The following is a 21,884-nucleotide window of genomic DNA, read 5'->3' as shown; positions in this document are numbered from 1 at the left end:
GCCGGGGCCTCACTGCGGAGCGGTTGCCGGTGCCAGCGGTGCGGGCACGCCCGGCTCGGTGGGCAGCAGCGCAGCGGGGGCTCGCTGCGGCGGCAGCACCGGCGCTTCGTTCACGCCCAGCATGCTGCTGGCCTTGGGCTGGTTGTCCTTTTGTATGGCGCGCATCAACTCGTAGCGGTCCATGGTGAGGTTGCTGGTCTCGCGCGCATCGCGCATCACCACCGGTCGCAAAAACACCATCAGGTTGGTTTTCTTGCGGGCACGCTTTTGGTTTTTGAACAGGTTGCCAAACAGCGGCACATCGCCCAGTCCGGGCACCTTGTCTTCGTTGCCCGAATACTCGTCTTGCAGCAGACCGCCCAGCACCACAATGGCGCCGTCGTCCACCAGCACCGTCGACTCAATGGTGCGCTTGTTGGTGATGAGGCCGTTGCTGGACCCGACCGACGAGGCCTGCACGCTGCTGACCTCCTGGAAGAGGGTCATCTTGATGCTGCCGTTTTCACTGATCTGCGGCTTGACCCGCAGCGTGATGCCCACGTCCTTGCGTTCGATGGTCTGGAACGGGTTGACCGAGCCCTCGTTGCTGCCGGTGTTGGTGAACTGGCCGGTCACAAACGGCACGTTCTGGCCGATCACGATCTTGGCTTCTTCGTTGTCCAGCGTCAGCAGGTTGGGGGTGGACAGCACGTTGCCCTCGCCCGTGGACTGCAGGAAGCGGGCCAGGAAACCCAGGAAGTACACACCGTTTTTCTGCGCAGCCAAGCCCAGATTGAAACCCGCCCCGGGTGCGACGGTGCCTGGAGCGGCTGCGGCGAGGTTGAAAATGTTGTTGCCACCAGCGCCGAAGTTGGTGCCGAGCAGACCGATCAGGCTGCTGCCTGAGTTGCCGAGGGGTCCTTGCCATTGGATGCCGAACTCGGCCGCCTTGTCGGCATTGACCTCCGCGATCAGGCTCTCCACATACACCTGCGCCCGGCGCGAGTCGAGCTGGTCGATCACGGCGCGCAGCTGGCGGTATTGCGGCTCGGGCGCGGTGATGATCAGCGCGTTGGTGGCCGGGTCGGCCTGAATCTGGCCGCCGGTTGATGGCGCCGCGCTGGCCGCCACTGGCGAAGTGGCCGGGCTGCCTGCCGTGGCTGGGCGGGCTGCAGCGGCTGAGCCACCACCGCCTCCGCCACCCGACTCACCGGCCATGGCCGCGCGCAGCGTGGTCGCCAGCGACACGGCGTCGGCGTTTTTGAGGTACACCACGTGGATGTTGCCGCTCATGCTTTGTGAGGTGGGCTGGTCCAGCCGCGCCACCAACGAGCGCACCAGCGCCAGCCGCGCCGGGTTGGCCGCGCGCAGCACCAGGCTGTTGCTGCGTGGCTCGGCCACCAGCGTGGTTTTGTAGCTTTGGTCCGCCTGTCCGGCAGCGCCACCGCTGCCCGATTCAATCAGGCGGCTCACCAAGGCCACCATGTCCACCGCCACCGCATGCTGCAGCGGGATAACTTCCACATCGGTGGCACCGGCAATGTCGAGCGCTGAGATGATCCGGCCAATCCGCTGCAGGTTGTCGGCGTAGTCGGTGATCACCAGCGAGTTGTTGCCGGGGTTGACGTTGATGGTGTTGTTGGGCCCGATGAGTGGGCGCAGCACCGGCACCAGGTTGTTGGCTGATTCGTGGTTGAGTCGGAAGATTTGCGTCACGATCTGGTTGGAGGTGGGCAGCGAGGCCACCGCCCCCGCATTGACCACGGTGCCTTGCAGCTTGGCGTCGGACTCGGGAACAATCTTGTAAAGGCCCCCCGTGTCCACCAGCGAAAAACCCTGCAGCCGCAGCACGGCCGCAAACTGGTTGAGCGCTGCGGCGGGCGTCACGGCGCGTTCGGTCGCCAGGTTGATGGTGCCCTTCACCCGCGGGTCCACCACCACATTGCGCCCGGTGATGGTGGCCATGGTGCGGGCCACGGCCTCAATTTCAGCGCCCACAAAATTCAGTACCACCGGCTCGCTGGCGCGGCTCTGGGCCTGCGAGGGCGCGGGCACCCCACCCAGGCTCAGCGCCAGGCAGGTGCTCAGGGCCAAACCGGTCAACGTGGCGCTGTGGGATGGTGTACGCGGCCCAGAGGCGGGGCGTGTCGCGTTGCCACAGAAGTCATTCTTGTTCATGTTTTGATCCTATCGCGAACACCGGTGCGCAGGCCGTGGGGTGGCGCAATGTTGCGTTGAATGAACCGGTCCACCGCCCAAGGGTTCCGGGCACGTGATCGGCATGGTCTTGCGGGCATAAGGCAGGGGCCATCGTGGCGGTTGTGGCTCGGTCAGCCAATGTTGAACACCGAGCGCGGCCCCTGGCGCCGGCCCATGATGTTGAGCAGGTTGGCCAAGGCTTCTTCGCGGCCAGCGGCGGCCTGGGCCTCGCCCTTGAAGCGCAGCCGGCCACCCACCCACTGACCGTTGCCTTGCAGCAGCAGGTCGCCGCGCAGGGTGCTCAGGTCCAGTGTGGCGGTGTGACCATCGGCAGCGGCTTTGAGTTCAAAACGGTAGCTGCCCAGGGGGCGCAGGCGCGACAGGCGCGAAGACAGGTCTTGTGCGTCAACCACCAGGCTGCCTTGCAGGTTGGTGCGGCCCTGGTCCCAGCGCAGCGTGAGGCCTTCGGTCTGCAGGGCCAGCTGGCCTTCCATGTGCAGCGTATTCCAGGGGGTTCCCAGGCCCACCAGCAGGTCGGCTGGCCAGCGGCTGCTGGACGCTGCCACGCGCAATTCGGCGCCACCCCAGCGGGGCAGCAGCCGCAGCGCGACGGGCTTGGGCGTGCAGCAAGGCGCCACAAGCAGCAAGCCCACAGCCGGTGCGCCCGAGGCCCACTGCGGGCTCAGCCGCCAGCGCACACCCTGGGGCAGGGCCGACTCGCTGCGGCTGCCCTCGCCACCGGTCAGCAGCAGGTCGGCCTGGCCTCGCCAGAGGGTCCCGCTGGGGTTGACCAGTTGCAGCTGACCGCCAGTGGCGCTGTTGAGCGCCTGTGCCAGCCAGCGTGCCGGAGCAAATAGCAGCAGCGCCAGCGCCAGCCCGGCCAGAGCGCCCAGCCAGGCGGCGCGTTGGGGCCAGGTGCCTGCCATGCGTCAGCTCCCGCCCAATCCGGGGCCGCCCAGCACCAGCGTGCCGCTCCAGGCGGCGGGCTCGGTGGCGCGGTTGAGCTTGGCTTCCAGCGGCATCAGCCGGGCATTCACGCGCACCTGCGACAGCCATTGCGCCAGCGCATCGGGAGGTGTGTTTTTCAGCGTCAGGGTGGCGCGGTCACCCAGCACCGCCAGCTGGGCGGTGCCGGCCAGGCCGGCGGTGGCTTGTTCCAGCGCGCGCAACACGTCGTCGCGGTTCATGGGCCTGGCGCTGTTTTGCGCGCGCAAGTTGTCTGCGGTGGCAGCCATGCTGCGCATCTGGCTTAGCTGAGCGTCGATGCGAGCGTGGCGCTCGGGTGCCTGTCGCAGCGTGGAGAGGGCGGGCGCCACCGCCAGCCACCACAGCAGGCCCAGGCCCACCACCCAGGCCGCCAAGGTGACGGCGCGCCGTTCGCGCGGGGCCAAGCGGGCCAGCGCGGCTTGCAGTGGCGCGGCCCAGCGGGTCAAGGGGGTTGTGTTGAGGGTCTTGGCCATGGTCAGCGCTCGGTGGGTTGCAGCGTCAGTTCGTTGCCGTCAAAGCGGGCTCGCCAGCCGCTGCGCTCCAGGCTCTGCTGCAGGGCGCGCACCTGGTCTTCGCTGGCACGCCAGCCACTGAAACGGCCTTCACCCGGGGTGTAGCCCAGCACGGTGGGCACAGGCAGATCGCCAGGGGCCGCCTGGGTCAGCGCACCCAGCATGGTTTCCAGGTCGCCGGCCGACAGCGTGCCGCTGGCTTGCTGGAGCCGGGTCAGCTCGCGGCGCATTTGCAGCGGCGCGTCCAGCACCAGCGCCACCTGCGGAAAGCCTTGTTGCAGGGTCTGGCGCATGGCTTGCTGCTTGGCGTCCAGGCTGCTGCGTTCAGACCACGCCGCCACGTTCAGCCCCACCAGTTGCACCGCCAGCAGGGCCACAAAGCCCCAGCGGGCTGGCCGCCAGGCGGGTGCGCTGCGCCAGCGGCGCAGCTGTTGTTTCAAGCGCTGCCCGCGCCGTGCGCCCGATGACAGGCTCAGGTCAAACTGGGCCAGGTTCCAGTCGGACTGCGCGCACTGCAGCAGCCACACGGGTCGGGGCACGGGTTCAAAGCGTTGGTCCAGCGTGCGCTCGGCCAGTGAGGCTGCAGCCGGGTCGGCGAGCCAGCGCGTGGTCTGCGGGTCGGCTGCCCAGGGGTCGGTGGGCGGTGTGCCGGTGGCTGCCGCCAGGGCGCCAAAGGCCGACTCGCCGAATGTGCTGTGGCCGCCTTCGCGCAGCGGGGTGCAGCGCACGCCCAGCGGGCTGGCGCTGGCCAGCCACACCTGGTTGCCCTCGTCGTGCGCCCAGTGCAGCGTGGGTGAAGCGGGGTGCTCGGGGGTGGTCAGCGCCGACGCAGGCAATGGCCACAGCGCGGGCGCGATGCGCGCCACCGGGCGCCCTGCGGCTTCCAGGGCCTGCAGCCAGCTTTGCAGCCAGGCCTTGTTGCAGGCGGCGACCCACACCGTCTGCCCCGAGCGACCGCCCGGTTCCAGGGCGTAATGCAGCTCGCCGGTGTCGCTGAGCACGCGTTCTTCCAGCAAGCCGTCCAGCACGGCCCGCAGCTTGGCACTGGCCACTTTGGGCAGCGCCAGGCGGTGCCACGAAATGGCCCGCAGGGGCAACACCAGCACCACATCGTCGTCGCGCGGCAACAGCGAGGCCGCGCAGTGTCCGTGGTCCAGCACCAGCTGGCCGTCGCTGGACGTCGCCCAGTCGAGCAGGGCCGTGGGCCCGCTGGCGGGCGCGACGGAGAAGTCGGATGGGGTGAGGATCAGCACAGGGTGGAGCGTCGGTGGGGTGGGAAACGGGTGGGTACCATTCTAGAGAGCCTGCAAGGCAGTGAATTGAGGGGGTGCAGTCCGTGGCCGAATTACCGCCCGGCGGTGCGCTCGCGCCAGCTCACGCGCACATCCAGGTTGTTCCGCACCACCAGCGAGCGCTCTTCAATCACCGCGTCGTCCAGCCGCAGGCGGCCAAGCACCTCGAAATAGCGGCTTCGGGTGCCGTGCCGGGCGCCGGACAACTGGCCCTCCAACGCCGGCAGCAGTCGACTGGCCTCGGCCAGGGTCTTGAAGGGGCTGCGCTCGCGCTCGGTCACCAGGCGCTGCGCTTGCGCCATATCCAGCTGCGGCATGCTGGCCGCCAGGGCCTGCGGGCTGGCCGTGTTGATGTTGAGCGTGGTGCGCTCGGGCAACACCGCCACATGCGGCTCCAGCGCCGCCAGACTGCCCGGCCCAATGCCCAGCCAGCCCAGGTGGGCCAGCTTGCGGGGCTTGAGCGCGGTGCGCGAGGGCATGGGGTCGTTGGCGGCCAGCTCGATGGTGCTGCGCAGTTCGTTCACTGCGGCGGTGAGTTCAGGCAATGGCAGGTCCAGTTGTTCGTACAAGCGCGTGAGGGCCGCCAAGTCGGGTTCTGAGATCTCGGCCGTGGTCGCTGTGCCGGTGTTGTCCAGCTTCACCACGTTCATGAAGTTGAGCCGCGATTGCATGTCAATCACTTCGCCCGACAAAAAAGCCTGCAGCACATCGTCGGTGTTGTTGTCGCGATCGGCCGCCAGAAAGCCGGACAAGCGGGCCTCTTCCAGCGGCATGGCCCAGGGCTCGCCCAGGTGGTCGGCGTTGCCGTTGTTCTGGTTGCCGCGAGCGTCTTCGCGCAAGATCAGGCGCGCCCAGTCCAAAGCGCCGGTGAGAATCCAGCCCGCCTGCAAGCGCTGGCGTTCGGCGGTTTCCACCTCGGTGGCCCGCCACTGCTGCCACAGCGCGGCCGAAGCCAGCGTGGCCACCAGCGTCACCACCAGCATGGCCAGCAGCAGTGCCGCGCCGCGCTGGCGCTGGCGCTGTGCAGCGTGCCGGAGCTGGCGTGGGCGGCTCATGGCCGGCCCGCCTGCAAATTGGGGCGCACCCAGTCGCGCACCAGCTGGCCCGACAGGCTTTGCCCGGTCGACAGCGTCAACACCAGCCGCACGCCATCGGGCATCTCGGTGGCTGGCGTGGTGCCCGCCACTTCACCGCCGGTGGCCTCTGTGCCCACCGACGACTGCGGGTTCACCCAGGTCTCGCCACGGTGGTAGAACAGTTGCCACTGGTCAAGGCCAAAGAGCGCCATCGCGCTGTCGTTGCCACCGCCCGCGCTGCCACTGGCGGTCAGCCGCGAGCCGCTGCCCCATTCGGCCGCTCGCTGCCAAGCCCGTGCCAGCTCGTCGCGCCGCACCAGCGGGGGCGACTGCCAGCGCACCCATTGGGCCGAGCCCGCGCTGGCGTTGCCAGCCGACCCTATTGCTGCCGGGTCCGAGCGCTGATCTGGCGTGTGCCGCGCCCAGGCCACCACGCGAATGCCAGGGCTTTGCAAACCCGCTTCGCTGCTGTCGCGCCGCGTCATGCGCAGCACCTGGCCGTTGAACTCCAGCGCGGTCACTTCGCCCGTTTCCACCACCGCGTCCAGATCGGCGCCCCACTGGCCCAGCGCTGCCTGCAGCCGCAGCAACTCGTCGGCGCGCTGCTGGGTCAGCGTCTGGGTGCGCGTCATGCCGTCCAGCGAACGCCAGCTCAGCAGCGCCAGCATCGACATGATCGTGATGGCGACCAGCAATTCGATCAGCGTGAAGCCGCGCGACCGTGAAGGAGGTCCCAAACGTTCTTTTGACCGGCGCGACATGCCCGAACCCAGAATGCCGCGGGGCCGGCTTTGCCGGACCGCAGGCGTTGCCCCCTGGAGGGGGTAGCGCGAAGCGCTGCGGGGGGGAGCCATCAATACCTCCCCAGCACCGTGGACAGTGTGAGCAGCTGCACCGCCACCCCGTCCACTGGCGCCGTCACCACCGCGTCAACGCGGCGAAAGTTTGGGTTGGGCGTGGGCAGCACCGCCAACCGCACCTGCAGCGCCTGCCCGGCCTGCTCGCAGCTCACGGTGCTGTCGCCCACCCCCGGCAGCTGGCGCGCAAGGCGCAGCCGCGTCAATTCGTTTTCGGCGCAGAGCTGGGCCAGCCACTGGTCGCTCTGGCGGGAGGCTGCGCGGGTCAGGGCGCCCGTGGCCTGCAGTCCAGCCGACAAGGTAATGGCCACCACCGCCAGCGCCACCAAAATTTCGACCAGCGTGAAGCCGCGTTGTTTCATGGTGTGGGCACCACCGCAAAGGGCGACAGGCCGTCGGTGGCCAGCGTCAGCTGCTTGTCGCCCTGCAGCAGCACCAGCCGCTGCGCCGCAATGAGCGGCTCGGGGCCGAGCACCAGCACCTGGGCGCCGGTCGGTTGCGTCACCTCGGCGCGGGTTTCGGGGTTGAGCCAGGCGCGCGGTTCGGCCAGGGAATCTTGGCTGTTGCGCCGGGGTTTCACACCCAAAAATTCAAATCCGTCTGGCCGCTGGCGCCACACCACCGGCACGCCGCTGGTGCGCGACTGCGCCCGTGCCGACTCCAGCAACGCCGACAAGCGCAGGCCTTCTCGCTCCAGCTGCGTGGCGCTGCTGTCGCGCAGGGCCAGCGTGGCGCCAGCGGTGGCCAGCGCCACAATGGCCACCACCACCATCAGCTCCAGCAGGGTGAAACCGCGCGCCTGGCTGGGCATGCCCAAGATTCAGTGGTCGCCAACCAACGCGCCGCATTTCCCAAGGGAAACGGTGGCCACGCAGCTGGCAAAAGGGCGCTGGCTCACTGCCAGCTGCCTATATCCGCATCGCGGCCTTCGCCGCCGGGCTGGCCGTCGGCACCGAGCGACAGCACGTCCACCTCGCCATGCACGCCAGGGTTGAGGTACTGGTAAGGGCGGCTCCAGGGGTCGGCCGGCAGCTTTTCCAGGTAGGGCCGCCAGTTGGGCGGCAGCGGGCTGGCCGTGGGCTTGGTCACCAGCGCGTTCAGGCCCTGCTCGCTGCTGGGGTAGCGCTGGTTGTCCAGCCGGTACAGCTTTAACGCCTGCATCAGGTTGTTGACGTCCGTCTTGGCCGCGGTCACCCGGGCGTCATCGGCGCGGTCGAGCACGTTTGGCACGATCAAAGCCGCCAGCACGCCGATGATGACCAGCACCACCATGAGTTCAATGAGCGTGAAACCCCGCTGCAACGCACGCCTAAAACCGAACGGCAGGCGGGTGGGGCGGTGGGTGAGGGTGTCGGTGTGGTTCATGTCAATTTCCCTGCGGTGGCGCGTTGTCCAAGGTCAACAAGGCCGAGAGCGTGCTGGGCTCTTGGGCTCCAGCGTCCATCATAATGCGGCCCTATGACCCAGGCATCCTCTTTCAGCCATTCCGTTTACCCCGGCGACGGCCATGCCAGCGCCTTGAACGCGCGTCGGCCCTGGGCTGCTGCGGCCGCAGGGATGCTGTGGCTCGCCGCCGGCTTGAGCGCGGGTTACTGGGTGTTGCTGGCCTGGGGCCGAACACCGGTCACGGCCGTGGCGGCGGCACCCATGGCGCTGCCCGTAGCAGACCCGGCGGTGGTGGCCCGCGCGCTGGGTTTTTTGCCGCCGGCGGTGTCTTCCGGAGTGGCTCAGGCACCGGTCGCCGTGCCCAGCCGTTACGTCTTGTTGGGCGTTGTGGCGGTGGGCGCGGCCCAAGGCGCGGCCTTGATCGGCCTCGATGGCCAGCCACCCCGCCCTTACCGCGTGGGCGCCGTGCTGGACGGTGGCCTGGTGCTGCAGGCCGTGAGCCGCACCACCGCCCGCCTGGGCCCCACGCTGCAAGGGCCCGCCACGGTAGAGCTTTCGTTGCCCGAAATGCCAGCTACTGCACCCTGAGCGCAAGACGCACGGACCCGGTTCCCCGGTTCAGGGTTCCAGCAAACTTTGCGCCGCCTGCAGCAGCGGCCAGGCCAGCAGGGCGCCCGAAGCCTGGCCCACGCGCAATTCCATGTCCAGCAGCGGTTGGGCTTGCAGGTGAATCAGCAGCAGGCGGTGCCCCGGCTCGGCTGAGCGGTGCCCAAACACCAGGTAATCGGCCACCGCCGGGCACAAACCGCGCGCCACCAGCGCCGCAGCGCCGGCCACAAAGCCGTCCACCAGCACCACGCGGCGCTCGCTGGCGGCTTGCAGCATGGCGCCCACCATCATGGCAATTTCGAAGCCACCCATGGCCGCCAATGCGTCCAGCGGCGTCACCGCCTTGCGGTGTCTTGACGCCGCAGCAAACAGCTTTTCCAGCTTGTTTTGCAGCTGGCTGTTGTTCAGACCGCCTTCCTGGTGGTGGTCGCGCCCGCATGCGTCGGCCAGCGGCACGCCGCACAATCGCGACAGCAGCAACGCCGCACACGACGTGCTGCCCACGCCCACATCACCCAGCGCCAGCACATTGCCGGGCAGGTGTTTCACCACGTCCATACCCGCATGCAGGGCGGCCACGGCCTGCGTGATCGACATGGCCGGACTCAGCACCATGTTGCGTGTGCCGTGCCCAATTTTTCGCACGACCAGCGGCACCCGCCGCGTGGCGTCTTCGGGCAAGACAACGTGCGAAGCCAGCCCGGCGTCCACCACGGTCACCTCAAAGCCGTGCAGCGCAGCCAGCGTGTTCACGGGCGCCCGGCCCCGCAGCATTTGCAAAACACGCTGTTGCGTCACCTCCAGCGAAAAGGCCGACACACCCTCGTCGGCAATGCCGTGGTCGGCGGCAAACACCACCACTTGGGGCGAGTCGAAAGCCAGCAGATCAAAACTTTGCGCGTTGGTGCTTTGAATGCGCGCCAGCTGCAACACCAAGGCTTCCAGCCGCCCCAGCGCGTGCGCGGGGAAGCCGTCGTGCGCCAGCCGTTGGGCCAAGCTGGCGTCCAGCGCCTCGTCGGCTGTGGGGAGCACCGCAGGCAGCCTCAAGCCCGAAGGCAACACGGCTTTGCGCGCTCCAGTGACAGATTCAAAAACAGAATCGACGGACATGCGGTGGGCCTCTCGTCAGCTTTTAAGAAACAGCCGGTACACCGGGTTCTGCGTTTCTTCCACGTAGGGGTAGCCCAGCGTGTCCAGAAATTTGGCAAAAGCCTTGTCGTCTTTCGGCGGCACCTGCAAGCCCACCAAAATGCGCCCATAGTCAGCGCCCTGGTTGCGGTAATGAAACAGGCTGATGTTCCAGCCCGGTCGCATCAGGCTCAAAAACTTCAGCAAGGCACCGGGCCGCTCGGGAAACACAAAACGCAGCAGGCGCTCGTCGTTCGCCAGCGGCGAATGTCCGCCCACCATGTGCCGAATGTGCTCTTGCGCCAGGTCGTCGTGCGTCAGGTCAAGCGCCTCAAAGCCCTGTTTGCCCAGGTGGCCCGCAATTTCGCGCGACTCGCCCTTGCCCTGCGTCGTCAGCCCCACAAACACATGCGCTTTGGCCGCGTCGTGCACCCGGTAGTTGAACTCCGTCACATTGCGCGGCGTGCCTGGTAAGCTGCCAATCAGTTCGCAAAACCGCCGAAAACTGCCGCGCTCTTCCGGAATCGTCACCGCAAACAGCGCCTCGCGCTCCTCACCCACCTCGGCCCGCTCGGCCACAAAGCGCAGCCGGTCAAAGTTCATGTTGGCGCCGCACAAAATGGCGGCGTAGGTCTGGCCCTTGGTCTTGTGCTTGGCCACGTATTGTTTGATGGCTGCCACCGCCAGCGCGCCCGAGGGCTCCACAATGCTGCGCGTGTCCACAAACACATCTTTGATGGCGGCACACACCGCATCGGTGTCCACCACCACGTAGTCGTCCACCAGGCCGCTGGCAATGCGAAAGGTTTCCTCGCCCACCAGCTTCACCGCCGTGCCATCGGCAAACAGGCCCACGTCGGGCAGCGTTACCCGCTCACCCGCCTTCACCGACCGCAGCATCGCATCCGAGTCCGTGGTCTGCACCCCGATCACCTTGATCTCCGGGCGCACCGCCTTGATGTAGTTGGCCACGCCCGAAATCAGACCACCGCCGCCAATGGCCACAAACACCGCGTCCAGGTGGTCCGAGCCCAGGCTTTGCAGCTGGCGCAAGATTTCCATGGCAATCGTGCCTTGGCCCGCGATCACGTCCGGGTCGTCAAACGGGTGCACAAACGTCAGGCCCTGCTTTTTCTGCAGCGCCACCGCGTGGGTGTAGGCGTCGGAATAGCTGTCGCCGTGCAGCACCACGTCGCCGCCCAGTGCGCGCACCGCGTCCACCTTCACCTGCGGCGTGGTGGTCGGCATCACAATCACCGCCCGCGTGCCCAGCTTGCTCGCGCCCAGCGCCACGCCCTGCGCGTGGTTGCCGGCCGAAGCGCAGATCACGCCTTTTTTCAGCTGCTGCGGTGTCAGGTGCGCCATCTTGTTGTAAGCCCCGCGCAGCTTGAAGCTGAACACCGGTTGCTGGTCTTCGCGTTTGAGCAACACCGTGTTGTTCAGCCGTCGGCTCAGGTTTTTGGCCGGCTCCAGCGCCGACTCCACCGCCACGTCGTACACCCGGGCAGTCAAAATTTTCTTCAAATAGTCGGCCGGGGTCAGCGCTGTGACAGGGGACGTTGGCGGCAAATCGGTGTGGGAAGCGGTCTTTTGGGATGGAGCGGGCATGGTATTTCCTCTGTCTGGATCATATCGAGACCCAAAAACGGCCAAAAAAAACCCGGACTGGCAGAACCGGTCCGGGCTTAAATCCACCCGTGGAGGGTAGAGGAGACAACCTTAAATACAATGGCACGAGTATACCGCCTGCATGCTGCAACGCAACATATTTAGGCGGTCTTCTGCTAGCTTTTAGAGAGCTTGCCCAAACTTCGCTACTTATTTCACGCTGGGAACCCTTATGGAATGCACCGTCACCTGGACCGGCGCCGCCGGCACCCGCTCTCACATGGGCTTTGTGGCCGAAACCGGCAGCGGCCATGTGCTCACCATGGACGGCGCCCCCGATGCCGCCAAACCTGAAAATGGCGGCGCCAACCTGGCTCCCCGCCCCATGGAAACCGTGCTCGCCGGCACCGGCGGCTGCACCGCCTACGACGTGGTGCTCATCTTGAAACGCGGCCGCCACGACGTGCGCGGCTGCAGCGTCAAGCTCACCACCGAGCGCGCCGAAGTCGACCCCAAAGTCTTCACCAAAATCCACATGCACTTCACCGTCACCGGCAAAGGCATTCCAGCCGTGGCCGTAGAACGCGCCATCGCCATGAGCCACGACAAATACTGCTCAGCCAGCATCATGCTGGGCAAAACGGCTGAAATCACCACCGGTTTTGAGCTGGTTGACGTTTCTGCATAGCCCCTTTTCCTCTGTCTAAACGACCCATGCGACTCACCCCTGTCCAGATTGCCGATATCAAAAGCACCACGGCAGCCTTGCTCGGAGAAGGCGTCAGGGTGACCTTGTTCGGCTCTCGCGTGGACGATCAAAAAAGGGGCGGCGACGTTGGCCTGTACGTGGAGATGACCAATCCGCTGCTCATGCAAAAGATTCGCTGCAAGAACAAGCTGCAGGAACTGCTGGACATGCCGGTGGACCTGGTGGTCAAACCCATTGGCGATGTCAGCCCTATCAGCCTAATCGCCAAGCACGAGGGCATCCTTTTACGAGTGAGCACCAGGCATTGATCTGGAAAAAGCTGGACCACCTCGGGCGCATGCGCGAGTACCTTCTGTATTCGCTGGCCCAAATTGAAAAATTGCTGCCTATTCAAGAGTGGGCATGCCTACAGCCCGATCAGCACGAGTCTCTGGCAGCGTTTCGTATGCGCTTCAGTGAATTTCAAGAGCACATGGGCAAAACCATGAAAGCTGTGGCGCTGGAGTAGGAAAAGCCTTCAGAGCCGCTCACGGCCGTACTGTTGTACATGGAAAAGTTGGGCTGCCCGGACTCGGTGGACCGCTGGAAAGAAATTCGCGAACTGCGCAACGCCGTCAACCACGAATACGAAGACGACCCGAAGACGCTGCACGCGTTTTTTGAAGCCATGCTCGGCAGCGCCCCCGAGTTGCTCCGTTGGCACGACCAGCTGCTGGACTTTTGCCGCAAGACTTACATCCGTTGAAGTCCGTTCCAGTTACTCACTGTTCGGTCTGAGCCCGCTGAAGGCTTGGCGCGCCGGCAGCGTCGCCTCCCAGGGTCACACCCGGTGCGCCACCGTCGTCATCACCTTGGCCGCTGCCCGCATCAGGCCGCGCACCGGTGCCGCAAGCTCTACCGCCCCAGCATGCTGCGCCTCGCGGGCGTGGCGGGCCTCGTCGTCCTTCATCTGCGCCACGATGGCGCGCGAAGCCTGGTCGCCCGGCGGCAGGCGGTCCATGTGGCTGGCCAGGTGCGCTTCCACCTGGCGCTCCGTTTCCACCACAAAGCCCAGGCTCACCCCCGGCCCCATGCGCCCCGCCAGCAAGCCCAGCCCAAAAGCCCCGGCGTACCACAACGGGTTCAGCACAGAAGGCCGCGCACCCAGCTCATCCAGCCGCGCCTTCGTCCAGGCCAAGTGGTCGGTTTCTTCGCGGCCCGCAGCATCCAGCTGCGCCGCCAGCGCCCGGTTGGGTGCCTTGCCGCCCCCCGGGCTGCGCGCCGCCAGCGCCTGCGCCGTGTAAAGCGCCTGCGCACACACCTCGCCCACGTGGTTCACCCGCATCAGCGCGCCAGAAAGCTGGCGCTCTGCATCGGTCAACGGCGCGTTGGGCATTTCAGGCACGGTCGGGCAGTCGCGCGAAGCGCGGGCCGGTACAAACAGCGTCCGCAACGCGGCGTCGGCGGCGGTGAGCAAAGGGTCCAGTCGCATGGGGAGACTCCGTTCAAGTTTGTTTGTGGGTGGGTTGGGGTTGCGTGGCAGATGGGAGCCCAGCAGCGCACGGCCTCAACCCGTAGATTAGATGAAAGCTCAGAGCGCAGCGCAGTGAGTTCGCCTGGTTGCTTCACCCCGGCGCCTGCACAGATTGCGTCGCCTGTTGAACCGCCACACGCACGCGCTCACACCGTGCCGTGTGTTTCAGCTGCTGCCGTTTGTGTCGTTTCAAGGCAACAAAAATGCTAGGGTTTACCCAAATTATGAACCCGGCGGTGCGGCGCCCCTTGGCGAACCCGGCCGCATTCTGTTGCAATCACTCCAGCTTCCGAAACGGAGGTTGGTTCAAGGGCACAGACCCGAGGCCTCTCTTTTTACAACCTTGGAGAATTTCTCAATGAAAAAGACCCTGATTGCTCTGGCCGCTGTGGCCGTTACCGGCGCCGCTTTTGCACAATCCACCGTGACCCTGAGCGGTCAGCTGGATGTTTCCTACGGCAAGCTGATCGGCGAGACCAAAGGCACGATGAGCGAAGTGCACGGCAGCCGCGTCCGTTTCTTGGGTTCCGAAGATTTGGGTGGCGGCCTGAAGGCAAACTTCGGTCTGGAAGAGCGTCTGCGTGTGGATAACGGCGAAGCTTCCGGCGTGCGCTTCAACGGCTACTCCACTGTCGGTCTGTCGGGTGGCTTTGGTTCGGTCAACTTCGGCCGCCAGTACACGGCAAACTTCACCAACGCCAACAACAAAGCTGATCCATGGGGTGGTGATACCGCGGGTGCCCTGCGCGCTATCGGTATGCAGACCACCTATGTCCGCACTGCCAACTCCGTGCGCTACGATGGCGCGTTTGGTCCCGTGAAGGTGGCTGCTTCTGTGGGCCTCAAGGAAGGTGCTGCTACCAAGAACGACACTTCTTTCGCAGTCAGCTACGCAGCCGGTGCCCTGGAAGTGGGTTTGGGCCAGGACAACGGCGCTGACAATGGTGATGTGTTGAACGCTTTCGCCACCTACGACTTGGGCGTGGCTAAGCTCGCCTTCGGTCTGGGCAACAAGGAAACCGGCGCAGGTGTTGAAACCAAAGGTTGGTTGATCGGCGCCACGATTCCTGCTGGCCCTGGTGCCGCTCGCGTTGGCTATGCTCGCGCCAAGAACGACACTACTGGCGTAACAACCAACGCCAAGTTCGCTATCGGTTACCAGTACCCGCTGAGCAAGCGTACCCGCCTGGAAGCAGACTTCGCCCGCGACAGCAAGGCCGCTGCAGAGAAGTCTGGCTACACCGTGGCTTTGACCCACACGTTCTAACAAGCACGCTGGCTCAAGCCAGTGAGTTGATAAGATCCAAACCCACTGTGGTAACACAGTGGGTTTTTTTTGTTACGAGCTTCCCCAGGCGTGCACCGATTGCCCGGTGGCAGTTTCAGGCAACGCAGCCCCCAAAGCGATCAGCAACCAAGGCACCCGACTGTTGTTGAGTGTGTCAAAAAAAAGACATTTAGACGATTTAAAACAACTCTTTAGGGGTTTTCCCGTGGGTAAAAACCCGAATGGGGCTAGGATGACTTGTCTCTTTGAGATTCATCCCCGCCCAGCGATGGGCCCATTTTTAAAAGGAAGATCCCATGAAAAAATCTTTGATCGCTCTGGCTGTGTTGGCCGCTTCCGGTGCCGCTATGGCTCAGTCCAGCGTGACCCTGTATGGCATCGCTGATGTTGTGATCCACAAAGACAAAGGCGTGTCCGCAGCAATGACCTCTGGTGGTGTTAGCGGCAGCCGTCTGGGTTTCAAGGGCACCGAAGACCTCGGTGGTGGCTTGAAAGCCAATTTCTTGTTGGAGCAGGGTTTCAGCATTGATGATGGTTCGGCTACCGTTGGTCAAGCTTTCTCGCGTCAGTCCTACGTTGGCCTGAGCGGTGGTTTCGGTGAAGTCAAGCTGGGCAAAATGTGGACTGCTTACGACGACATCGCTGGCGCAACCAACCCCGTGTTCGACTCGGTGCTCGCACCCACCGGCATCTGGGCAAGCAGCGGCTACACAGCCAACCCAGCCAACGGTCTGTACTACGCAACCCCTGACTTCGGCGGCATCAGCGGCGCTGTCAGCACCACGCTGAAAGAAGGCACGGGCAAGCAGTCGACCGCCTTCCACGCCAAGTACGAAGGCGGCCCCGCGTTCGCCGGTTTCGCTTACCAGATCGATAAAGACGGCGCTGAAGAAACGAAGTACACCCGTGTGAACGGTTCTTACGATCTGGGTATGGCCAAGCTGTTGGCTGGCTACGGTCTGGTGAAGTCCACAGGTGCAGCTGATGTGACCGACTTCACCATTGGCGCTGACGTGCCTTTGGCGGCCAACATGGTTTTGTCTGCTGGTTACGCTTCGTCCAAGGCTGACGGTGGTGACCGCGCTTCCAGCTACGGCCTGGGCGTTGCTTATCTGTTGTCCAAGCGCACCACCGTGTACGGCGGTCTGCGCAACGACAATGCTGCTGCGACCGCCGCTGGTGGCGTGGACAGCCGTTTCGGTGTTGGCGTCAAGCACACCTTCTGATCTAACGCTGGCGCGAGCCAGTTGAAGGTTCAGAACCCAAAAAACCCACCGTGGCGACACGGTGGGTTTTTGCATTTGTGGGGTTCTGCGCGGATGAAGTGTGCATCTGTTGGCTACGGGCTACATTTGCTGCAAATTCACTAACTAATTTGGATGGCCATCTGGTGCATATTAGAAAATATGATTAATCTAAAGGATTGCTTTTGTTCGAAAACCTTGTGGTGCTGTTGCTCTGGGCACGCCACGACTCACTAAGGAATGTACCCATGAAAAAATCTCTCGTTGCTTTGGCCGTTTTCGGTTCTGTTGCTGGCGCGGCGCAAGCACAGTCAAGCCTGCAGCTGTACGGCGTTGTTGACCTTTGGGTTGGTAGCATCAACACCGACCTTGGCGGTAAATCGGTAACCAAGCTCGATGCTGGTGGCGTGAGTGCCAACCGCATCGGCTTCAAAGGCACGGAAGACCTGGGTGGTGGTTTGAAAGCCAACTTCTTGCTCGAGCAGGGTTTTTCTGCTGATACCGGCGTAGGCGCGGGTGGTTTTGACCGCCAATCTTGGGTGGGCGTGTCGGGTGGTTTTGGTGAAGTCCAGCTGGGCAACACCTATGCGGCTTATGACGACATCAGCGGCGCGGCTTTCACGTCGTTTGACTCGGCCCTGTCGGCCGAAGCCTTTGTGTTCAACAGCACGGGTTACACCGCGCGTCCAAAGAACAACTTCAAGTACATCAGCCCATCGTTTGGCGGTTTCAGTGGCGCTATCAGCTATTCGCTCGACGAAAATGGTGCAGTGAAGCAAAACGTGACTTCGATGCAGGCCAATTACGCCAGCGGTCCGCTGTTTGTTGGCGTTGCTCACCAGATCGACTTTGAAGGCGGCGCCTTTGATCCACGTTTTACCCGAATCAATGCGTCCTACGACTTGGGCGTTGCCACGGTGCTGGCGAGCTACGGTTTGGTAAGCCAGACCGCTATGCTGGCACCAAAAACGACCGAGAAAACCAACGAGTTCAGCATTGGTGCCAATGTGCCCATGGGTGCCCTCACCCTCTCGGGCGGTGTGGCTTACTCCAAGGATAATGCGGTCAAAGGCGGCGAAAAGCGCACGGGCGTGAGCTTGGCAGGCAGCTACGCCTTGTCCAAGCGCACTTCGGTGTATGGTGGTTTGAACGTAGCCGAAGGCAAGACCGCTGGCGTGAAAACCAGCGAAGCCAGCTTGTACGCTGTGGGCGTGCGCCACGCCTTCTAACATCCAGCCCAGCACATAAGCTGAGCACATGAAAAACCCGCCCAGGCGGGTTTTTTTACGCCAGCTGCAAGCCGTAAAAAAATGGGGTCACAAAATAAATGGGTTCAAATTCCAATTAAGAGGTGCCATTTCTTCGCAATAAAAGGCACAGATAGGGTCACACAGGTAGGTGTAGGACCAGACGCGAGTTCATGCAGCGTGTTCGGCCCTTTTCCGTGCGAAGGGTGGGCCGGTTTGGGCACATCTCGCGAAGCAGGCCCGACAAGTTTTCAGGTTACTCGGTACCAGAGGCTTGCACGAGAATAGGCGGTCTTTGCTTTGGCCGTTTGCGCACCGCGCCATAGCGCACTAAACCGTGGACGCTGTCGGACTTGGACGTCGCCGGCTGCAACTCGACGGCAGTGGGTCATGTTGATCGAAGCACCGCTTTCTCCTTGTTTTTGATCCACAGACTCCGTCTTGAGTCAAGAAGAAGGTGAAAACGGTCATCACCGGGGCCGATTGGGGTGAAACCTGCGGTTCTTAGCACGGGTGCTCCACGTCGGACAGGCCCATGGGAGATGCCAAGCAATGCATGGCAGCGTGCGGTGGATGAAGTTGACCCCATCGCTGTGCGCCACCACTCAAAAAATGCGGGCTGCGGCGGTTGGGTGGGCCATGTTGCCCGCCCACAGGAATCGGCTCCGCTTGGTCGCCGTGTTCTGGATCGGCAACAGGGGGGGGCATGCCTATCCGGGGGATGCCATGGTGTCGCTGGCGGGGCAGCGCAGCAAGGCCATGTCCGGCGGGTTCATGGCCGCTACAAGGCCTGCCTTGCAAGTCCCTTCAGCGCCATCCACATGGACGCTTCTCAAGATTGGCGGTGTTTCGTTGTTTCGTTTGCCGGAGACGAAAAAAAACCCGCCTACGCGGGTTTTTTGGTGTTGGTGAGGCCAGCCGGATGCGTGGCTGGTTGGACGCCTATTTCTTGATTGGCGCCAGCTCCGGTGCCTTTTCAGCTGCAGCGACAGCCTTGGGCGTTTTGACGGCGACGGCTTTCTTGTCGCTCGCTTTGTAGGGTGCACCGCCCACTGTCAGCCCTTCGGCAGACAGTTTGGCGGCGCGCTTGTCGCCAATGCCTGAAACGCGCTGAACCAGATCGTCCCAGTCTTTAAACTTGGCGGCTTTGCGTTGTTCCACAATTTTGGCGGATGTGCCGGGGCCTATGCCTTTGATGCTGTCAAGGTCGGCCACTGAGGCCTCGTTGACGTCCACCGCAGCAAAGGCGGCGGCGGCGAAGAGGGCGAGCAGCGCTGCCAGTGTTTTTTTGAGCATGAGATCCTCCTTGAGATGACCGGGTTAGGACAGCCCTGGTTGGTTTGACGAACCTTGGGTGGGCTGTTGGCAGCGAGGTGCTGCCAGGGCCCAATGTAGGAGTTGGCCGGGGTTTAGCGCACGTCTTATTCGAGGTGGCGCATGCTTAAATGTGCTTTTTAGAGGCTTTTATGACGATTTTTGATTTAAACGCGGTTAAAAAGAGACATTTAGTACTCAATCCATGTTTGGGGCCTGTTTGCCGTTGCAGTTTTGAGGGTGGACGCTCTGTTGGGTTTTTTCTGTGACGCGTCTGCGGGTTTTGGTACTTCTGGGACTGTGCGGGCTGGTGGCTTGCGCTTTGCCGGTGGGCTTTCCGGTGGTGCCTGCGCCGCCAGACGGCGTGGCTGATCGCCGCAGCGAAAGCTTTGACGAGGGCGAGCGGTCGAGGGCAGGGCCAAGCGCCAAGCCTTTGATCAGCCAGGCTGGGCGGCAGTTGGCGCGCCAGTTGTTCAAAACACCCGAAACGGTGCATGACTGGCAACCGTTTGTGTTGCCGGGCAAAGCGTTTGCGCCGTTTGACGCGGCGGCCATCCAGGGCCGCCCGGCGTTGGGGGTGTCGGCTGAGCGCTCGGTGAGCATCTTGCGCCAGCAAATGGACACGGCGCCGGTGCAAGCAGGCCGCATGGCTTTTTCTTGGAAGATCGACGGCCTGGCGCCCGGCGCTGACTTGGCCGACGCGCAGAACGAAGACTCGCCGGTACGCATTGTGTTGGCTTTTAACGGCGACAGGACCCAGCTCTCGCCGCGCACGCACCGCTTGTCTGAACTCACGCGGCTGCTCACTGGCGAGCCACTGCCGTATGCGAGCTTGGTGTACGTGTGGAGCAACACCGAGCCGGTGGGCACCGTTGTGGTGAATCCGCGCACCGACCGCATTCGCAAGCTGGTGGTGGAGTCGGGCGCTGACCAGCTGGGGCGCTGGCGCGACCACGATCGTGATGTGCACGCCGATTTTTTGCGTGCGTTTGGCGAGCCACCCGGCCCGTTGGTGGCGGTGGCCTTGATGACCGATACCGATAACACCCAGAGCCGTTTGAAAGCCTGGTACGGCGCCTTGACTTTGTTGCCTCGAGTTGACGAGAGCGCGCGCTGAGGGGCATTCAATGGTTGCATCAGTTTGGCTAAAGCCTGCTGAATTTGGGTGAATGTGGGCCTTGATGTTGTGTTGTGTCGGACGCGCTGTCGCCGGGGTATCAGGGATGCGGGTTAGCACCGTGCTTGATCGGGAACGGATGTTGCATAGTACGAACTTCTTCAAGTAATTCAGGTGTCAACCAATGAAATACCGACTGACCGTTCTCTGCGCAGCGCTGGCTTTGAGCGCTGGCGCATTACAGGCCAAAACCTTCAAATGGACCAGTTCCAGTGACATTCCCACCTGGGACATTCATTCGCAAAACAATGCCTTGGCCAACGGGGTGCACGCGGCGGTGTACGAGTCGCTGGTGTACTACAACAGCCGCACGTTCAAGCCCGAGCCTATTTTGGCCACGGGCTGGAAACAGGTGACCCCCACCCAGTTGCGCCTGACGCTGCGCACGGGTGTGAAGTTTCACGATGGCTCCACGTTCTCGGCCGATGACGCGGTGTTTTCCATCGAACGCGCCATGAGCAAGACGTCCAACTTCGCCGTCTACACCCAGGGCATTGACCGTGTGGTGAAGGTGGACGCGAATACCATCGACATTTTTACCAAAGACCCCAACCCGGTGCTGCTGAACCAGCTGACCGAGCTGCGCATGATGAGCAAGGCCTGGGCCGAGAAAAACAACTCAGTGGCGCCCAAAGACATTCGCACCAAAGACGAGAACTTTGCCCACCGCAATGCGAACGGCACTGGGCCGTTCGTGCTGAAAGAATGGCAGCCCGACCAAAAAATTGTGTTGACCCGCAACACCGGCTGGTGGGGCAAGATGGAAGGCAATGCGACCGAGATTGTGTACACCCCGGTAAAAGCCGTGGCCACGCGGATGGCCGCGCTGCTCTCGGGTGAGGTGGACTTTGTGCTCGACCCGAGCCCGCAGGACTTGCCCCGCGTGCGCTCTGAGGGCAGCTTGAAGGTGGTGGACGGCATTGAAAACCGCACCATTTTCTTTGGCATGGACCAGCACCGCAATGAGCTGCCGGGCAGCAACATCAAAGGCAAAAACCCGCTGAAAGACCAGCGTGTGCGCAAGGCGCTTTACCAGGCGATCGACATCAACACCATTGCCCGCGTGACGCTGCGCGGCCTGGGCCAGCCCACCGGTGCGCTGGTGGCGCCGCAGGTGAACGGCTGGAGCGAGGCGGTGCACAAACGCTATCCGTTTGACGTGGCGGCGGCCCAGAAGCTGCTGGCCGATGCCGGCTACAAAGACGGTTTTGAGGTGGACTTTGCCTGTCCCAACAACCGCTATATCAACGATGAGCAGATTTGCCAGGCCGTCACGTCCATGTGGGCGCGCATTGGCGTGAAAGCCAAGCTGCGCACGTTGCCGCTGGTGACGTATTTCCCGATGATCCAACGCTACGAAGCCAGCATTTACATGCTGGGCTGGGGCGTGCCCACGTTTGATGCGCTGTACAGCCTGCAGTCGCTCACGCGATCGTTGGGTGCGGGCGGCGACGGCAATTACAACGTGGGCCGTTACAGCAACCCGCAAATGGACGCGCTGGTGGAGCGCACCAAAAAGGAAACCAATTTGAAACTGCGCACCGAACTGCTGAACAAGGCGCTGATGCTGCAAAACGAAGACGTGGCGCACATTCCGCTGCACAACCAGATCATTCCCTGGGCGATGAAGAAAAACATCGACGTGGTGCACCGCGCCGACAACCGGCTGGACTGGCGCCTGATCAAGGTAAACTGATTTCAGCCTGATCGCAGGGGGTCGCAGCCGGTGAGGGTCGACCCCCTCTTTAATTCCAAAAAC

At 63.5% G+C, this 21,884-nt stretch carries 23 protein-coding genes; 10 read left to right on the top strand and 13 right to left on the bottom strand.

Features of this window, described 5'->3' with window-relative positions; translation table 11 throughout:
* Positions 1–9: 9 nt before the first annotated feature.
* From gspD to gspG, 9 genes are all read right to left on the bottom strand, one after another.
* Positions 10–2,157 carry a type II secretion system secretin GspD gene (gspD, locus tag ACTG4K_RS04120; RefSeq protein ID WP_439112921.1) on the bottom strand — a complete coding sequence of 716 codons (2,148 nt, stop codon included), beginning with the start codon at positions 2,155–2,157 and terminating at the stop codon, positions 10–12.
* A gap of 152 nt (positions 2,158–2,309) precedes the next feature.
* Positions 2,310–3,104 carry a type II secretion system protein N gene (gene gspN / locus ACTG4K_RS04115; protein ID WP_439112920.1) on the bottom strand — a complete coding sequence of 265 codons (795 nt, stop codon included), beginning with the start codon at positions 3,102–3,104 and terminating at the stop codon, positions 2,310–2,312.
* Positions 3,105–3,107: 3 nt separating this feature from the next.
* Positions 3,108–3,638: a type II secretion system protein GspM gene (gspM, locus tag ACTG4K_RS04110; protein ID WP_439112919.1), complete on the bottom strand. Its 531-nt coding sequence runs from the start codon at positions 3,636–3,638 to the stop codon at positions 3,108–3,110.
* Between the two features lie 2 nt (positions 3,639–3,640).
* Positions 3,641–4,930: a type II secretion system protein GspL gene (gspL, locus tag ACTG4K_RS04105; RefSeq protein WP_439112918.1), complete on the bottom strand. Its 1,290-nt coding sequence runs from the start codon at positions 4,928–4,930 to the stop codon at positions 3,641–3,643.
* Between the two features lie 92 nt (positions 4,931–5,022).
* Complete coding sequence (gspK, locus tag ACTG4K_RS04100; protein ID WP_439112917.1) at positions 5,023–6,024, bottom strand: type II secretion system minor pseudopilin GspK; 1,002 nt, start codon at positions 6,022–6,024, stop codon at positions 5,023–5,025.
* On the bottom strand, positions 6,021–6,782 hold the full coding sequence (locus ACTG4K_RS04095) for a PulJ/GspJ family protein (protein WP_439112916.1): 762 nt from the start codon (positions 6,780–6,782) through the stop codon (positions 6,021–6,023). Before ACTG4K_RS04095 ends, gspK begins: the two co-directional genes overlap by 4 nt.
* A 116-nt stretch (positions 6,783–6,898) precedes the next feature.
* Positions 6,899–7,264: a type II secretion system minor pseudopilin GspI gene (gene gspI / locus ACTG4K_RS04090; RefSeq protein WP_439112915.1), complete on the bottom strand. Its 366-nt coding sequence runs from the start codon at positions 7,262–7,264 to the stop codon at positions 6,899–6,901.
* The gene (locus ACTG4K_RS04085; RefSeq protein ID WP_439112914.1) at positions 7,261–7,713 is read right to left on the bottom strand and encodes a prepilin-type N-terminal cleavage/methylation domain-containing protein; all 453 of its coding nucleotides are present in this window, start codon (positions 7,711–7,713) and stop codon (positions 7,261–7,263) included. Before ACTG4K_RS04085 ends, gspI begins: the two co-directional genes overlap by 4 nt.
* 83 nt (positions 7,714–7,796) lie before the next feature.
* A complete protein-coding gene (gene gspG, locus ACTG4K_RS04080; protein ID WP_439112913.1) occupies positions 7,797–8,267 on the bottom strand; it encodes a type II secretion system major pseudopilin GspG in 471 nt (156 codons plus the stop codon).
* Positions 8,268–8,360: 93 nt separating this feature from the next.
* On the opposite strand from gspG, the gene ACTG4K_RS04075 reads away from it, so the two are divergent.
* Complete coding sequence (locus ACTG4K_RS04075; RefSeq protein ID WP_439112912.1) at positions 8,361–8,876, top strand: type II secretion system protein N; 516 nt, start codon at positions 8,361–8,363, stop codon at positions 8,874–8,876.
* Between the two features lie 30 nt (positions 8,877–8,906).
* Here ACTG4K_RS04075 and ACTG4K_RS04070 read toward each other — a convergent pair whose 3' ends face one another.
* On the bottom strand, positions 8,907–10,007 hold the full coding sequence (locus ACTG4K_RS04070; RefSeq protein ID WP_439112911.1) for a nicotinate-nucleotide--dimethylbenzimidazole phosphoribosyltransferase: 1,101 nt from the start codon (positions 10,005–10,007) through the stop codon (positions 8,907–8,909).
* A 15-nt stretch (positions 10,008–10,022) separates the two neighbouring features.
* Positions 10,023–11,633, bottom strand: coding sequence for a threonine ammonia-lyase, biosynthetic (gene ilvA / locus ACTG4K_RS04065; protein WP_439112910.1), 1,611 nt, complete (start codon positions 11,631–11,633; stop codon positions 10,023–10,025).
* 232 nt (positions 11,634–11,865) lie between these two features.
* Between ilvA and ACTG4K_RS04060 the strand changes: the two genes are divergently transcribed.
* Genes ACTG4K_RS04060 through ACTG4K_RS04045 form a run of 4 tightly spaced genes read left to right on the top strand, consistent with a single transcriptional unit; the run spans position 11,866 to position 13,087 of the window.
* Complete coding sequence (locus ACTG4K_RS04060; protein ID WP_439112909.1) at positions 11,866–12,321, top strand: OsmC family protein; 456 nt, start codon at positions 11,866–11,868, stop codon at positions 12,319–12,321.
* A gap of 26 nt (positions 12,322–12,347) precedes the next feature.
* Positions 12,348–12,650: a nucleotidyltransferase domain-containing protein gene (locus ACTG4K_RS04055; RefSeq protein ID WP_439112908.1), complete on the top strand. Its 303-nt coding sequence runs from the start codon at positions 12,348–12,350 to the stop codon at positions 12,648–12,650.
* The gene (locus ACTG4K_RS04050; protein ID WP_439112907.1) at positions 12,647–12,850 is read left to right on the top strand and encodes a hypothetical protein; all 204 of its coding nucleotides are present in this window, start codon (positions 12,647–12,649) and stop codon (positions 12,848–12,850) included. The genes ACTG4K_RS04055 and ACTG4K_RS04050 overlap by 4 nt, the downstream gene beginning before the upstream one ends.
* A 39-nt stretch (positions 12,851–12,889) precedes the next feature.
* On the top strand, positions 12,890–13,087 hold the full coding sequence (locus tag ACTG4K_RS04045) for a hypothetical protein (protein ID WP_439112906.1): 198 nt from the start codon (positions 12,890–12,892) through the stop codon (positions 13,085–13,087).
* Positions 13,088–13,162: 75 nt separating this feature from the next.
* On the opposite strand, the gene coq7 is transcribed toward ACTG4K_RS04045, so the two are convergent.
* A complete protein-coding gene (gene coq7, locus ACTG4K_RS04040; protein WP_439112905.1) occupies positions 13,163–13,813 on the bottom strand; it encodes a 2-polyprenyl-3-methyl-6-methoxy-1,4-benzoquinone monooxygenase in 651 nt (216 codons plus the stop codon).
* Positions 13,814–14,213: 400 nt separating this feature from the next.
* Between coq7 and ACTG4K_RS04035 the strand changes: the two genes are divergently transcribed.
* From ACTG4K_RS04035 to ACTG4K_RS04025, 3 genes are all read left to right on the top strand, one after another.
* Positions 14,214–15,122 (top strand): porin, encoded by a 909-nt coding sequence (locus ACTG4K_RS04035; protein WP_439112904.1) that lies wholly within the window; start codon positions 14,214–14,216, stop codon positions 15,120–15,122.
* Between the two features lie 317 nt (positions 15,123–15,439).
* Complete coding sequence (locus ACTG4K_RS04030; protein WP_439112903.1) at positions 15,440–16,369, top strand: porin; 930 nt, start codon at positions 15,440–15,442, stop codon at positions 16,367–16,369.
* A 266-nt stretch (positions 16,370–16,635) separates the two neighbouring features.
* Complete coding sequence (locus tag ACTG4K_RS04025) at positions 16,636–17,616, top strand: porin (RefSeq protein WP_439112902.1); 981 nt, start codon at positions 16,636–16,638, stop codon at positions 17,614–17,616.
* A gap of 960 nt (positions 17,617–18,576) precedes the next feature.
* On the opposite strand, the gene ACTG4K_RS04020 is transcribed toward ACTG4K_RS04025, so the two are convergent.
* Positions 18,577–18,930 (bottom strand): ComEA family DNA-binding protein, encoded by a 354-nt coding sequence (locus tag ACTG4K_RS04020; protein ID WP_439112901.1) that lies wholly within the window; start codon positions 18,928–18,930, stop codon positions 18,577–18,579.
* Between the two features lie 283 nt (positions 18,931–19,213).
* Here ACTG4K_RS04020 and ACTG4K_RS04015 point away from each other — a divergent pair, with 283 nt between their 5' ends.
* Both ACTG4K_RS04015 and ACTG4K_RS04010 read left to right on the top strand, forming a co-directional pair.
* Positions 19,214–20,065 carry a DUF3047 domain-containing protein gene (locus ACTG4K_RS04015; RefSeq protein WP_439112900.1) on the top strand — a complete coding sequence of 284 codons (852 nt, stop codon included), beginning with the start codon at positions 19,214–19,216 and terminating at the stop codon, positions 20,063–20,065.
* 184 nt (positions 20,066–20,249) lie between these two features.
* Positions 20,250–21,821 (top strand): ABC transporter substrate-binding protein, encoded by a 1,572-nt coding sequence (locus ACTG4K_RS04010; RefSeq protein WP_439112899.1) that lies wholly within the window; start codon positions 20,250–20,252, stop codon positions 21,819–21,821.
* Positions 21,822–21,884 lie beyond the last annotated feature (63 nt).

The sequence above is a fragment of the Hydrogenophaga sp. genome (assembly GCF_965657535.1).
Taxonomy (GTDB): Bacteria; Pseudomonadota; Gammaproteobacteria; order Burkholderiales; family Burkholderiaceae_C; genus Hydrogenophaga.
This window is presented reverse-complemented; position numbering and strand designations above follow the sequence as displayed.

Excerpts from the sequence above, each read along its gene's own strand:
- gspD (WP_439112921.1), bottom strand. The coding sequence starts at position 2,157 with ATGAACAAGAATGACTTCTGTGGCAACGCGACACGCCCCGCCTCTGGG.
- gspN (WP_439112920.1), bottom strand. The coding sequence starts at position 3,104 with ATGGCAGGCACCTGGCCCCAACGCGCCGCCTGGCTGGGCGCTCTGGCC.
- gspM (WP_439112919.1), bottom strand. The coding sequence starts at position 3,638 with ATGGCCAAGACCCTCAACACAACCCCCTTGACCCGCTGGGCCGCGCCA.
- gspK (WP_439112917.1), bottom strand. The coding sequence starts at position 6,024 with ATGAGCCGCCCACGCCAGCTCCGGCACGCTGCACAGCGCCAGCGCCAG.
- gspI (WP_439112915.1), bottom strand. The coding sequence starts at position 7,264 with ATGAAACAACGCGGCTTCACGCTGGTCGAAATTTTGGTGGCGCTGGCG.
- ACTG4K_RS04085 (WP_439112914.1), bottom strand. The coding sequence starts at position 7,713 with ATGCCCAGCCAGGCGCGCGGTTTCACCCTGCTGGAGCTGATGGTGGTG.
- gspG (WP_439112913.1), bottom strand. The coding sequence starts at position 8,267 with ATGAACCACACCGACACCCTCACCCACCGCCCCACCCGCCTGCCGTTC.
- ACTG4K_RS04075 (WP_439112912.1), top strand. The coding sequence starts at position 8,361 with ATGACCCAGGCATCCTCTTTCAGCCATTCCGTTTACCCCGGCGACGGC.
- ACTG4K_RS04070 (WP_439112911.1), bottom strand. The coding sequence starts at position 10,007 with ATGTCCGTCGATTCTGTTTTTGAATCTGTCACTGGAGCGCGCAAAGCC.
- ilvA (WP_439112910.1), bottom strand. The coding sequence starts at position 11,633 with ATGCCCGCTCCATCCCAAAAGACCGCTTCCCACACCGATTTGCCGCCA.
- ACTG4K_RS04060 (WP_439112909.1), top strand. The coding sequence starts at position 11,866 with ATGGAATGCACCGTCACCTGGACCGGCGCCGCCGGCACCCGCTCTCAC.
- ACTG4K_RS04055 (WP_439112908.1), top strand. The coding sequence starts at position 12,348 with ATGCGACTCACCCCTGTCCAGATTGCCGATATCAAAAGCACCACGGCA.
- ACTG4K_RS04045 (WP_439112906.1), top strand. The coding sequence starts at position 12,890 with ATGGAAAAGTTGGGCTGCCCGGACTCGGTGGACCGCTGGAAAGAAATT.
- coq7 (WP_439112905.1), bottom strand. The coding sequence starts at position 13,813 with ATGCGACTGGACCCTTTGCTCACCGCCGCCGACGCCGCGTTGCGGACG.
- ACTG4K_RS04035 (WP_439112904.1), top strand. The coding sequence starts at position 14,214 with ATGAAAAAGACCCTGATTGCTCTGGCCGCTGTGGCCGTTACCGGCGCC.
- ACTG4K_RS04030 (WP_439112903.1), top strand. The coding sequence starts at position 15,440 with ATGAAAAAATCTTTGATCGCTCTGGCTGTGTTGGCCGCTTCCGGTGCC.
- ACTG4K_RS04025 (WP_439112902.1), top strand. The coding sequence starts at position 16,636 with ATGAAAAAATCTCTCGTTGCTTTGGCCGTTTTCGGTTCTGTTGCTGGC.
- ACTG4K_RS04020 (WP_439112901.1), bottom strand. The coding sequence starts at position 18,930 with ATGCTCAAAAAAACACTGGCAGCGCTGCTCGCCCTCTTCGCCGCCGCC.
- ACTG4K_RS04010 (WP_439112899.1), top strand. The coding sequence starts at position 20,250 with ATGAAATACCGACTGACCGTTCTCTGCGCAGCGCTGGCTTTGAGCGCT.